General features: G+C 68.8%; 9 protein-coding genes. 2 read left to right on the forward strand and 7 right to left on the reverse strand.

Annotated features, from left to right (window positions below; translation table 11 throughout):
* The first annotated feature begins 217 nt into the window (after positions 1-217).
* Positions 218-2,518: a secretion protein EspK gene (locus ACNQS7_RS20540; protein ID WP_418014006.1), complete on the forward strand. Its 2,301-nt coding sequence runs from the start codon at positions 218-220 to the stop codon at positions 2,516-2,518.
* Between the two features lie 108 nt (positions 2,519-2,626).
* Positions 2,627-3,430: a hypothetical protein gene (locus ACNQS7_RS20545; protein WP_418014008.1), complete on the forward strand. Its 804-nt coding sequence runs from the start codon at positions 2,627-2,629 to the stop codon at positions 3,428-3,430.
* Here ACNQS7_RS20545 and eccD read toward each other — a convergent pair.
* From eccD to eccCa, 7 genes are all read right to left on the reverse strand, one after another.
* A complete protein-coding gene (gene eccD / locus ACNQS7_RS20550; protein WP_418014009.1) occupies positions 3,427-4,974 on the reverse strand; it encodes a type VII secretion integral membrane protein EccD in 1,548 nt (515 codons plus the stop codon). The two genes, ACNQS7_RS20545 and eccD, sit on opposite strands and share 4 nt — an antisense overlap.
* Positions 4,971-7,097: a MinD/ParA family ATP-binding protein gene (locus tag ACNQS7_RS20555; RefSeq protein WP_418014010.1), complete on the reverse strand. Its 2,127-nt coding sequence runs from the start codon at positions 7,095-7,097 to the stop codon at positions 4,971-4,973. Before ACNQS7_RS20555 ends, eccD begins: the two co-directional genes overlap by 4 nt.
* Before the next feature lie 116 nt (positions 7,098-7,213).
* Entirely contained in the window at positions 7,214-7,501 is a 288-nt protein-coding gene (locus tag ACNQS7_RS20560) for a WXG100 family type VII secretion target (RefSeq protein WP_055581191.1), read from the reverse strand.
* A 41-nt stretch (positions 7,502-7,542) separates the two neighbouring features.
* Positions 7,543-7,845: a WXG100 family type VII secretion target gene (locus tag ACNQS7_RS20565; RefSeq protein ID WP_055581190.1), complete on the reverse strand. Its 303-nt coding sequence runs from the start codon at positions 7,843-7,845 to the stop codon at positions 7,543-7,545.
* Between the two features lie 91 nt (positions 7,846-7,936).
* Positions 7,937-9,031: a PPE family protein gene (locus tag ACNQS7_RS20570; RefSeq protein WP_418014011.1), complete on the reverse strand. Its 1,095-nt coding sequence runs from the start codon at positions 9,029-9,031 to the stop codon at positions 7,937-7,939.
* A 224-nt stretch (positions 9,032-9,255) separates the two neighbouring features.
* Positions 9,256-11,010, reverse strand: coding sequence for a type VII secretion protein EccCb (gene eccCb / locus ACNQS7_RS20575; protein WP_418014012.1), 1,755 nt, complete (start codon positions 11,008-11,010; stop codon positions 9,256-9,258).
* Positions 11,007-13,247: a type VII secretion protein EccCa gene (gene eccCa / locus ACNQS7_RS20580; RefSeq protein WP_055581193.1), complete on the reverse strand. Its 2,241-nt coding sequence runs from the start codon at positions 13,245-13,247 to the stop codon at positions 11,007-11,009. Before eccCa ends, eccCb begins: the two co-directional genes overlap by 4 nt.
* Between the last annotated feature and the right edge of the window lie 10 nt (positions 13,248-13,257).

The following is a 13,257-nucleotide window of genomic DNA, read 5'->3' on the forward strand; positions in this document are numbered from 1 at the left end:
AGCTCGTCGAACGTGCGTGTCGGTACAGCACCACGCCGCCGGGAGTGACCTTTCGCGCACGTTCGCGCCGGAGCAATTGGTCAATTCGCGCTGCCGTTTACTGACACTGCGAGGCCGAAATTGCCGCAGCCAGCACGCTTTAACCTCGGTTAGGCTTGGTATTCAGATACTTGACCGGCAGCTGTTAGACCCCGCTGCCGTTGGAGGAGAGAAGGCAATGGGCATTCCACGACCGACCGGCGAATATGCCGGTCAGATGCTGGAGGGCGGCTGGCCCGAGGCCGATGAGGACGCCTTCTACGACCGTGCCCAAGCCTTCAACGGAATGCTGCAGAAGGTCACCGACGTCATCGACGCCGCCCGCCACCAGCAGGTCGAGGTCTTCCACGGCGGTGTCTGGTCCGGCGGCGCCGCGAGTGCGGCCAATGGCGCACTCGGCACGAATCTCACCGAAATGAGCACGCTGCAGGACTATCTGGCCACCGTCATCACCTGGCACGAGCACATCGCCAATTTGATTGCGCAAGCGAAATCGGAAATCGGAAATAACGTCGACGGCGCGCACCGGGAAATCACCATCCTGGAAAACGACACCGAACTGGAGCCCGAGGAGCGGCAAAACGCGATCAATTCGCTGGTCCGCTCGGCCCAACAGGCCAATGCCAGCCTGATCGCCGAAGCCGCCGAACAGGTGCTGGAATCCAAGAATTGGAAACCGCCGCACAATGCGCTGCAGGATCTGCTGAACCGGGTGACCCCGCCGACCCCCGAGGTACCCACGCTGGTGGTGCCGACCCCGGGCACGCCGACGCCCGTCGGCCCGGCGCCGACGCCGTTCGAGCCAGTGCCGGCCAACCCGTACAACCCGCTCGACCCCGGCACACCGGTCACCCCGGTGACCCCCAGGCCGTTCGAGCCGGTGCCGGCCAACCCGTACGACCCGCTGAACCCGGTGACCCCGGGCACGCCGGTCAACCCGACGAACCCCATCACGCCCGTCCCGCCGCTCAACCCGTCCATACCGGTGACACCGGTCAATCCAGGGACCCCGGGAACCCCCGTCAGCCCGGTCACGCCGGTCAAGCCGAAGCCCGACGACAAGCCGGCCAAGCCCGTGACGCCGCAACCGGCCCCGGCCCCGGCTCCCGCCCCCAGCCCGGCCAACCCGACCCCGGGTGTGACCCCGGCGCCCGCGCCTTCACCGGCGCCCACCCCGGGCGGTCCTCCCTCACCCGACCAGCCGTCGCTGCCCACCGACCCGGGTACGCCGTCGACCCCGTCCACTCCGGGTACCGACACCCCGCACGTCAAGCCGGCGGCAGCGGTCGACGCACCTGCGCAACCCGGTCAGGCGGCCGGTTCGGGCCCGTCGCATCGCGGTGACGATTCCTCGCCGGCCATGGCGCCGGCAGCGGCGACCGGCATCCCCGCGGCGGCCGCGCGCGGCTCCTCGACCGGATTGGGAATGGGCGCCGCGTCATCGGGTGCCGGCCCCTCCGCCGGCGCGGCGGCCGCTCCCAGCGCCGGGTCGCGCGCGGCGGGCGGACGGGCGCCGTTGGGCGCCGCCGGCCGGGCACCGGCCACCGCGACCACCCGCGCGGCCTCGGCCCGCACCGCCGCGCCCGCGCGGCCGGCCCCGCCCGAGCGCCGCGACGACGACCAGAAGGACAAGACCCCGCCGGGTGATGACGTGACGGCCCTGCCGTCGGTCCCGGTCTCGGCGGCCCGTGCCGCTCGCGACGCCGTCGCCGCGGCGTCGGCCCGCGGTGACAAAAAGGACCCGCTGCGGTACGCCCGCCGCGTCGCCGCGGCGCTGAATGCGCGCGACAGCGGCGGTGACGACGACTACGGCTTCTTCTGGGTCACCGCCGTCACCACCGACGGCGAGATCGTGGTGGCCAACAGCTACGGGCTGGCCTACATACCCGAAGGGGTCGAGCTGCCCGCGAAGGTGCACCTGGCCAGCGCCGACCGCAATGTCCCCGTCGACGAAAAGGCCCGCAGCGCAACGTATCCGGCGATGGCGATTCAGGGCTGGGCCGCCTTCCACGACCTCAAGCTGCGCGCCGTGATCGGCACCGCGGAGCAGTTGGCGAACACCGACGTCGGTGCACCCAAGGTCATCCTCGAAGAGGACGACATCCCGGAGAGCGGCAAGATGGTCGGCCGGCCGCGACTGGAGGTGGTCGACCCGTCTGCCCAGGCCCAGCTGCAGGAGACCGACGATCTGCACCTGGTGGACCTGCTGCCGCCCGCGCCCGCGGATGCCAAGGTGCCCGATGACGAGCGGCACATGCTGTGGTTCGACCTGATGAAGCCGATGACCAGCACGGCCACCGGCCGCGAGGTCGCGCACCTGCGGGCCTTCCACGCCTACGCCACCCACAGCCGGGATCTGGCGCTGCACCAGGCCTACGCAGCGGCGGACCCGGAGGCGCAACGCCCCGCCGTCGTCGACTTCCTGTACTGGCGCTACGTGGCGGGGCTGCTGGACAGTGCCCTGACCGAGACGCCCTGAGGCTGCTGGGGCATCGAGCCTGGCAAACCCAAACAAATTGCCGCACGGGGGGTTCCGGCAGGTCGGGTAAAATTTGCCTGATGGGAAACGTACAGAAGGGACGCCGTGATGGCTGAACCGCTTGCCGTTGATCCCGCCCGCCTGATCGCCGCAGCGAGCAAACTCGGCGAACTTGTCTTCCCGGCGCCACCGGCGCCGATGGCCGTGCCGGGATCGGACTCGATGTCGGCCGCGATCAGCCAGACCATGCCGGGCATCGAGTCACTCGTCAGCGACGGCCTGCCCGGCGTCACCGCCTCGCTGAAGCGCACCGCAACCAGCATGAGCACCGCGGCCGACATCTACACCCGGGCCGATCAGTCCCTGGGCCAGGCCCTGACGCAATACGGGTTCGGCGCCGCCGGTCAATCGCTGAGCGACAACGTGATGGGAGCCATGACGGCTCAGTCCAACGGACTGCTCGGCGCCGGCACCGGCGCGGGCGCGGGTGCGGCCGCCGCGATGCTCGGTGGCCCGGCCGCTGCGGCGCAGCAAGCGGTGGGCGCGGCTGCCGGCGGTGCGGCGTCGCAGATCGGCGCGCAAGCCGCAGCGCTGTCCCCGCAGGTCGCCGCCACCATTCCGCAGCTGGTCCAACTGGCGCCGATGGCGCAGCAGATGGCTCCGATGGGTCAGCAGGTCGGTCAGAGCATCCAGCAGGCCGCATCGCAGGCGGGTCAAGGCGGCAGCTCGGCTCAGCTCGCCAGTGACACCAAGCCCGCAGACGACGAGAACAAGGATGATGACGGCAAGGACGGGGCCGACGCTGAGTCGGCGGACGGCGCCGCAGCGGGCAGCGCCACGCTGGTCAGCGCTCCGGTTGCGAGCGCGGGCGGCGGCACCCCGGCGGCGGGTTCGGTCGCGGCGCCGGTCTAGAACCGCAGGTTGCGGACCATGTCGTAGACACCGGTGATCCACAGCAACAACGGGATGATCGAGGCGACCACCGCACCGTCGATCAGCTCCGAGATTCGCTTCATCACCGGTGACAGCCGGCGGATCGGGGCCATCGCGCTGACGATGGTCAGCGCCAGCAGCACCAGCACCAGGTAGCCGGTCAGGATCAGCCACGCCCAGTCCGGATACCAGAGGCTGAGCCGGGCGGTCAGACCTGTCGGAATCGCGACCGTCGCCGCCAGCAACGCCCAGGCGCACCAGCGGTCGACGTAGAGCCGCGACCGGAACCCGCACAGCGCGGTCAGCAATCCGGCGACGACCAGGCTGTGGACGAAGAAGTGGCCGTGGACCACCACGGCGATCGCTCCGACGGCCAGGATCACCGCCCCCGCGGTCACGTAGCCGACCAGCAGTTGCTTGGCCAGCTTGCTGCGCTCGGTCAGCCGTGCGGCAGAGGCCGGCACCGAGGCGATGATGGCCTGCCAGGTCGGCGTCTCGTCGTTGGTGTCGGTGTTGTTCGCGGCGTCGGCGGTCACCGGATCGAGCAATTCCTCGTTGTCGACGGTCTCGCCCGGAACCGGGATCGGCGGCAGGGCGATGCGGGCCACAGCGACCGTCAACTTGGCGGCCGTGGTGATGACGAACAACCCGAACGCGATGGCCCCCGCCGGCACCCAGTGCTGGTAGCCGTAGCCGGTGGCCACCGCGGCGCCGATCACCGCGATCATCGCGATGACGACGAACGAAGCCACCTCGTGCCGGTGCCGCGGACCGCCGCGGATGGCCAGCGTCAGGAACAGCACCACTGTCGCCGCCGCCGCGAGTTGGGGGGCGCCGAGTGAGGTGGTCCCCCGCGGCAGCGGAACGGCGATCGCCGCGGCGGCCGCCAGCAACGGATACGCCGCGATCAGCAGGCATTCGGAGAGTTCGGCTCGCTGGTAGAACCGCTTCGCCACGAACGACGCAACGAGTACCGCGACCCCCAGCACCGCCATGGCCACCGGCCAGTACCAGTGACGTCCGGTAACCCACCAGGCCCGCATCGCGATGACGGTGATGGGCAGCGCCAGGATGGGGATCGCGACCGCGATGAAGCGATCGACCGCCGAGCGGTCGAATTCCGGGGATTCGTCGAGCACCGCGATCGCGTCGATGACGTCTTCGACCAGCGGCCGGTATCGCTCCGTCCGGCTGGCCGATACCAGCGTCAACAGCGAGCCGTCGACCACACCGGCTTCATCCAGCGACTGGTCGAGTTTCAGCGGCGGCGAGCCGGGGCGGGCGAACGTCCACACCCCCTGCGCGTTGAAGTCGAATCCGGCCAGCACGTCGGCCGGGGTGTCCTCCAGCAGATCGGCGAGCACCGAGACGGTTTCGTCGATATAGATGCCCATCGGTGTGGCCGCCGGCAGCACCAGGTCGGTCATCCGCTTGCCGGTCAGGATCGTCACCCGCGTGGTGGCGGGTCGGGCGGGGGCGGCCCCCGCGGCGGTGGAGCCGGCAGCTACAGCAGGTGCGCTCAACGTCGTCCAGCCCTTTCGAAATCATCGGACAGAGCCGCGGCCAGTTCGAGCACCCGCCGCTTGTAGACGGGGTCGAGCCGGTCGAGCTGAATCTCAGTACCCTCCGCGATGTGCTTGTCCCACGGCAGCAGCACAACCCGGTTCGGTTGGATCAGCTGCTGGAACTGTCTCACCAACTGCTTCTCCGCGACGTTGGTTTCCCCAACCGCGACATGATTGATGACCACCGCGACCCGGCTCAGCAGATCCTGGTAGCCGTTGTGACGCAGCCATTCCAGCGCGCTCTCGGCTTGCCGAGCGCTGTCGAGGGACACGTTGGTCACGATGACGATCGCCGATGCCGTCTCCAGAACGCCGCGCGTCACCGGGTCGAACAAGCCGGGCCCGCAATCGGCCAGCACCAGGTTGTAGAACTTCGAAACCGTGTCGACCGCAAACCGCAGGTCGTCTCCGCTGAGTCCGCGCTGGGCGGTGGTGTACTCGGCGGTCGGCAGGATCTCGAGATTGTCGGCGTTGACGCTGGTGTGTGCCCGGACGTCGTTGTAGTGCGAGAGATTCCGGTCGGCGACCAGGTCGGCGATGGACGACGGCGATGTGCGGCCCGCGCGCTCGGCGAGGTTGCCGCAGCCGGGATCGGCGTCGAGCACCAGGATCCGGTCGCCGCGAACCTGCGCCAGCATGGTGCCCAGCGTCACCGTCGTCGTGGTCTTGCCGACGCCGCCTTTGAGACCGAGCATGCCGATCTGATAGGAGCCGCGAGGCTTACGGCGGACCCGGGCGCGTAGCTCGAGGTCGTACTTCTCGTCGCGGGACAGGCCCGCGTTGATGCGGGTGAGCTTGTACAGGGCGCCGCGCCACCCCCGCTGTGGGATGTGTTTGGTGGGCCTGGGCGGCGGGGCCGGCCGGGGCTCGGGCGCCGGGGGCGGCGCCATCTGCTCGGGAGTCGGGGCCGGGTGCCGAACCGGGGCCAGGGTCGGCGGCGGTTCCATCGACGGGGGCGCCGGCCGGGGCCGCGCCGGAATCGGACCCGACGGGGCGCGTCGCTTGCCGCCCTGGGGTCGTGGCGGCGGTGTCGTCGCGGTAGGCCCCTGCGATGGAGCGGGCGGCGGCGGCATCGGGACCCGGAAGTACGTGCCCGCCTGCGGATCGGCTTCGCCGGAATCCGGGTCGGGCAGATAGCGGTGGCGACGACGCGGGGGCGGGGACTCGGATGCGGTCTCGGACTGCGGCTGGGCCGGCTGGGCTGGTGGCGCCGCCGGCGGTTGCGGCGGGGGTCCACCCAGCCGCACTCGGCGGCCGGCATCGGGCGGCGCTTCCCGCGGCGGTCCGGTGACGGGCATCGGGCCCGACGAGCGGTCGCGTGCAACCGGCGGTTCGGGCGGCGCGGACGGAGGCTGGGGTTTGGGCGGGGCCGGCGGTGGGCCGCCGATGGGCATGGGTGGCCGGGGCGGCCGGGGTGCGGCCTGCTCGGGTTCGGGCGGACCGGGTGGAGCTTCGGGTGGTCGCGGCGGGGCCGGGGGTGGGCCGCCGATGGGCATGGGTGGCCGGGGCGGGTGGGGCGCCGGTTCGGGGGTAGCGGGTTCGGGCTCGGCCGCTACCTCGGGCTCGGCCACCACGTCGGGCTCGGCCATTACGTCGGGCTCGGCCGGTGCTGCAGGTTCAGCAACCGCTTCGGGCTCGGCCGCTATCTCGGGCGCGACCGGCGGCGGCTCCGGGGTGAACTCCGGAAGTGCCGGCGGCGGTGGCGGCGGTGGACCGCCGATCGGCATCGGTGGCAGCGGAGACTTCGGGCCCGCCCCGGCGGGCCCGCCCGCGGCAGCGGCCGCTGCCTGCGGAGGTTCGGACTCGACCCGCGGCGGCTCCGGCGGCGCCGGAGGTGGCCCTCCGATCGGCATCGGAGGCGGGGGAGGGGCAGGCGGCGGCGCAACGGGTGGCGGCGGCGGCGAAATCGGCTGCGACCAGTCGATCGGAGGGGCGGCGTCGCCGTTGCCGGCCGGTTCGCCGTTGCCGATAGGTGGAGAGGCGAACGACGCATTCGGGTCGAAGAAAGTCTGGCCGGCGTCGTCGTCCGGCGAATCGGAATTCTCGGCCGGCCGAAAGAGCTTGTCATAGTCGGCCGGCATGAGAACCTCTCAGAAGCTCGCCAAATGAGGGAAGCACGAGAAGGGGCGAGATCCCCCAGATGGGTTGAACTCGCCCAATCTCGTGCTTCGAGATTCTACGCGTATAGAGACGTTTCTTATGCGAACAATCCGGTCACGCTGCCCTCGGTCGACTGCATGGCCTGGCTGGCCTCGCTGATCGTCCGGGCCAGGTTCTGCAGGGAGTTGTTGAGCTCCTGGGCGGTGCCGTCCCACTTCTGCTGAACGGCCTGGTAGGACTCCGAACCGCTACCGCCCCACGCCGCGGCGAGCTTGGTCAGCGACTGCTTACCCTCGTCGAGCAGGGAGTGAATGCTGGAGACGTTTCCCTGGATGGTGCTGGCCGCGGCCTCAATGCCCGCGAAATTCCACTGCTGTTCTGTCATGTCTTTGCTCCGTTTTCTAGTGGTATTTGGGGGGATTTATTTCAGAAGCCCATTTGCGAGGACAGCGCCTGCTGCTGCTCCTCGTCGGCACGCTGGTACTGAACGCCGGCCTGACGGATGTTGGTCGAGATCTCGTCGAGTTCAGCCTTCTGCTTGTTGGCGGCTTCCTGGAAGCGCACGACGGCGGCCTGGGCGGCCTGGCCGGCGACGCCGCGCCACTGACCCTGCAGCGAACCGGCGGTGGACTCGATCTGGTCGATCTGAGTCTTCAGGTCGCTGGAGATTCGCTCGAAGTTACCTGCCTCTTGCGCGAGGGCAGCGGCATCAGTCTTCATCTCTGCCATGCTGGACTACTTTCTCTCTTTCCATTCCTCGCCGTGGTTGGCAAGTCTTCCGGCCCGGTTGGCCGGGAAGTCTGTTGTGGCCGTGGGCTTGTCACCAGTCGTCCTCGTCGTCCCACAGGTCTTCTTCTTGCTCGTCGCGGTCCTGGGCGACCGGTGCCGGCGCCGCCAGGCCCGGTCGGGAACTGCCGCCGCTGCCAGCGCCCTGTCCCATGGCGCCGGCGCCCACCGGGGCGGCGCCGCCGGTTGCCGTCTCGCCGGCGGCTGCCGCCGGCATCATCGCGGGACCGACGGGCTTGTCGATCAGGCCGGTCATCAGCGGCGTGCGGGCCAGCGTGCCGCCGGCCCCCGGCAGCGCGTCGCCGCGTAGCAGTCCCGCTCCCACGCTGGCACCCGAACCGCCCGCGAGCGGGTGGTTGGACAGCGGGCTGGCGCCCAGCAGGCCCATCTGAGCCCCGTCGTCGCCGAGTCCCGGTCCGGTGCCGCCTGAACTGCTGCCCATCTGGCTGAACATCGAGGTCATCTGCTGCGCGGGCTGGGCGAGTTGCTGCATGGGGCCGCTCAGCTCCGCGACCTGTCCCGCTGTCGCCTGCAGCTGGCTCGAGGTGAGGCTGCTCGGCATCGCCAGCACCTGCGTCGAGGTCATGCCCTGGCTCATGCCCGGGTCGAGGATGGACGCCATCGGCTCGAGCTTGTCGAACATCGTGTTGGCCAGCGTCTCGGCCTGGTAGATGTCCATCGCGAGGGCGGCCTGCATCCACATGCGGACGAAGTAGTCGATCTCGTTCAATGCGATCGGAATCGTGTTGATGCCGAAGAAGTTGGTGGCCGTCAGCACCGCGGTGGTCACGTGGTTCATCGCGATCTCCGGCAGTGAGGGCGTGGTCGCCATCGCCTGGGTGTAGGAGGCGGCTTGCGCGGTCGCCTGCATACCCCGGGTCTTCGCCTGCGTCGACGCCATCTGCAGCCACGGGATCATCTGCTGTGCATTGGAGATCGCCTTGTCGCTGCTGCCTCCGGTCCAGGCCTCGCCGAGGGAGTTCAGGCGCGCGGTCAACTCGACGGCCTGAGCGTCCAGGGCCGCGGACAGCGCCTGCCATCCCATGGCGGCGGCCAGCATGGGAGCCGGACCTGCTCCGGCCATCAGCCGTGCGGTATTCAGCTCCGGTGGCATGGCGTGCCAAAACATATGATCAACTCCCCTCTGGTTCCTGTTCGGCGTTTACACCGGTGCGGGAAACGCAAATTGCATTTGTTCAGTTATGCCCGATGCATTTGTCTTCCGGACCCAAACTTCGCCGTTTATAGCCGGTGCTCAGCGTCCCCCTGGGGCTTGATTACTCAGCTCCCGTACTGGCTCGCCGAACTTGCGTTGTAATAATCCTAACCGGGGGTTGGGGGTGGTCCGTGCACTTATTCTTGGAGCTCGTCAGGCGGCTCGATGTAGGGTGCCTGGATGACCTCCTTCCCGTCGGGAGACACGAGAAATGCCTGGCCAGGAGGCCGCCGCTTGACCTTGAACTCGCTGGAGGGGAACTCCTGCTTCTCCCCGGAGAGGAACATCGTCGGCGCCCCGGACCCAAACGCCGCACCGACGAACTTGTCCATCGTGGCCTTGTACGCCTGGCTCATCTGACAGGTGACAATGATGTGCAATCCGATATCCGCGGCGGCCGGCAATAAGGGCGCCAGTGGTGCCATCGGGGGCATGCCGCTGGCCGCACCGACGATCATGTGCCAGTCGTCCACCAATAACACGATGTCAAAACCGCTCCACCACGAACGCGAGCGCAATTGCGCGGTCGTCAGATCGGGCGGAGGAAGCCGCTTTTTCAGGTTGACGGCCAGCGCCTGAACGGCCTCGTCCAGGCTCTGGCTGTTGCGGTTGATCGCGCCCGCCTGCAGCAGGTGGCTCTGCGGCACGGCGTCCAGCAGGCCCGAGCGGTAGTCGGCGAGCATGAACCGGACCTGTTGGGGACTGTTGCGGGCGCAGATGGCGCGCGCGACGGCGTGCGCGATGGTGGTCTTGCCGGACTTGGCCGCCCCGAAGATCAGCAGGTGCGGGTTGGAGTGCATGTGACTGTAGGCCGGCGTCAGGTCCGTCTCGCGCAACCCGATCGGGATCTCCCAGCGCGTGCGGTAGTCCGAGTCGGGCCCCGGCGGGTTCGGGTCGAGTTCGTAGAGATGGATGCGCTCGGGCAGCACCCGCACCGGCGGGGCTTTCTCGGTGGTCTGAGACGCGATGGTGTTGACCCCCGCGGTGATCGCCTCCACCAGGTTTTCGGTGCTGTGCACGCCGTCGAAGCGGGGCACGCCGATCATCAGGTGGTGCTTCTCCATCGAGACCGCCCGGCCGGGACGGTTTGCGGGGATCTCCCGGGTGATCCGGTCGATCTGGGTTTCGTTGACGTCGCCGAGCCGGAACTCGATCTTGGTGCCCAGGTAGTCGCGGATGCGTGACTTCAGCTCCGTCCAGCGCGGCGTCGAGATGATGACGTGCACCCCGAAGGCCAGACCCTGCGCGGCCAGGTCCTGCACCGCGCCCTCGAGTTCGCTGAACTCACTGACGAAACCGGGCCACCCGTCGATGATCAGGAACACGTCGCCGTAGGGATCCGCCGCGACGGGTTGGTTCGGGTCATCGCGCAACTGCCGGTACATCGCCATCGAGCCCACCCGGTGCTCTTTGAACATCTGCTCGCGCTGGCGCATCACGGTCTGCATCTCGGCGATGACCCGTTGTACTTTGTCGGGTTCGGAGCGGTTGGCGATGCCGCCGACGTGCGGCAGGTTCTCCAGGTAGATCAGGCCACCGCCGCCCAGGTCGATGCAGTAGAACTGCACGTTGCGCGGCGAGTGAGTGGCCGCCGCCGACATGACGAGCGTCTGCAGCAGCGTCGACTTGCCGGTCTGAGGGGCGCCACCGATGGCGATGTTGCCGCCGGCTCCGGAAACGTCGACGCCCCACACGTCCTGCAGGTGCCGGCGCGGTTCGTCCATGATCCCGAGCGGGAACCGCAGCGGTTGTCGCCGGTCCCGGGCTACCAGCTCGTTGAGCGGCGTGGGGTCCGACAGCGGCGGCAGCCACATCTTGTATGCCCGCGATTCGCCGGTGCCGAGCTGATCGAGCACCACTTCGCGCAGGGCGCGTACCTCGGTGTCGGTCATGGTGTGAGCACCTCCTCGATCACCGGAGCCGCGGTGAACTGGTGGATTTTGACGGACTGCTTGAGGGCCTGAACGCTGCGCTTGCTGCCGTCACCGTTGGTCTCGACGCTCACCGGCGGGATGTACGGACCGCCGATGTAGAAGGTGCTGAATTTCACCGGGTCCTCCATGCCGACCCGCAGGAACCCGACGCCGCTCTCCTTGTTGGTGATGTACTGCGCCTCCGGAGTGCCGATGACGGCTTTGGATTCGTGAGAACTGGTGGTACGCAACGCGATCCGGTAGGTGAGGTTGGGTTCGAGCTTGTCGATGCGGGCCCCGCCGGTTTGCAGCGACTGGGTGGCCAGCAGCAGGTGCACCCGCAACGACCGGCCCACGCGGCAGATCCGGTCGAACAGCCCGATGAAGTCCGGGTGGCTCTGCAACAGCTCGGCGAACTCGTCGACAACCACGAAAAGCGTTGGCAGTGGCGCCAAGTCGGCGCCGCGCTCGCGGTACTTCTCGTATTCGGCGACACCGGACAGGGCGCCGGCCGCGCCGACCTGCATGCCCGCCTGCCGCAGGATGTTCTGGCGCCGGTCGAGCTCACCGGTCAGCACTTCGCCCATCCGGCTGACCAACTCGGCCTCCTCGGCCATGTTGGTGACGACGGCCGCGGTGTGCGGAAGCTTCTCCATGCCCAGGAAGGTCGAGCCACCCTTGAAGTCGGTGAGCAGCAGGTTGACCTGATCCGGGTGGGTCATCGCGACCAGCGACAGGATCAGGGTGCGCAGGAACTCCGACTTACCCGAACCCGTCGTGCCGATCAGCATGCCGTGCGGTCCGGCGCCGAACTCGGCACCCTCCTTGATGTCGAGGTACATGATGTTGCCGGTCTTGAGTTCATGACCGAACGGGATCTTGAGCCGGTCCCGGTCGGTGTCGGTGTACATCCGCCAGCGGCTCGGGACGATCTCCTCGACGCTCTTGGCGCCGACCATTTGATGCCACTCGGTGGCGACCTTCTTCTGCACCCGCTGCGTCTTGTCGAGAATGGTTCCGGTGATCGACCAGCCGGCCAGTTTGCGGGCCACCCGGGTGGCTTCCAGCGGCGACATGCTGTCGGCGGTCGAGGTCACCAACCGGAACTGCTGGCCGGGCAACCGGTCTTCGGCGGACCCGTCCTCGTTGGCACGGATGCGGTAGGCCGAACCGCGGTGGTTGCCCAGGGTGAGCACCGTGACGCCGGCCCGTCCGTCCGGCGGGAACCCCGCCTTGCCCCCGGTCAGGTCGACGACGACCACGTAGGGGCCGGTGGGCAGGGTGTCCGGTGCGTGCGGCCCGCGGGCGGCAAGATCGGCCAGTCCGTCCGGCCGGGTGTAGATCATCCGGACCGGGCCGGCGGCGTCGGTCTCGGTCTGGTGCTGCACGTGCGGAAGCCATTTCAGCCAGGACCATTCGGGGTCATCGGGGTCTTCGGTGAGCACCCGGATCTGCAGCAGGTCCGGCGGATGGAACACCGCCAGGTGACAGATCATCGCGGCTAGCATCCGGTCCGCGTTCGGCCGGTGGCCCCCGAGGGCGATCGTCGGGAAGGTGCGCAGCTGAAGCAGTTTCGGGCAGTCGTGGATGAGGCCGTGGGTGCGCAGGAACTTGACCACCCACATGTGGCTGACCGGCTCCAGATACGGCTGGGGCGCCGCGGTCGAGGCGGCCAGCTCGCCGCCGACGGCGGGCTTCAACAGTCGGTCCACCGCCGGTTGGTCACCGATGCCGATACGGGTGGCCGCGTAGAAGTCGCTGTTCGCCGGACGGGACCACTGCCGCTGGGTGCCGACGATCGACAGCAGATCGTCGGGATGCGGTGCGTGGTAACTGAAGAAGGCCACCTGCGAGGTCGCCGAGGAGGTCACCCGGCTCCGCAACCCGGCCAGGTACCGCAGGTATTCCTTGCGGTCGGCGTTGATCTCCGGCACCTTCTTGCCGCCGCCGCCGGTGCCGCCGGCCATGCCGCCGACCATCATGACGACCATCATCAGCGGCATCATCAGCATGTAGGGCGACAGCTGTTTGGTGCCGCCGGCGAACATGATCGCGATCATGCCGACCATCGCCCCGCCCATCACGTACGGAAGCGCCTTCTGGACGCCGGACGCCGGAATGTCGATGCCGAGATCGTCGGGCGGGGTGAGGCTTATCTCGCCCGGGGTCAGCCGGGGGCCGCGGGTGATCGTCGGGGTGAATTTCTTGGTCGTCATGATCTTTCCG

The sequence above is a fragment of the Mycobacterium sp. 23 genome, from assembly GCF_048287075.1.
GTDB lineage: Bacteria > Actinomycetota > Actinomycetes > Mycobacteriales > Mycobacteriaceae > Mycobacterium > Mycobacterium gordonae_B.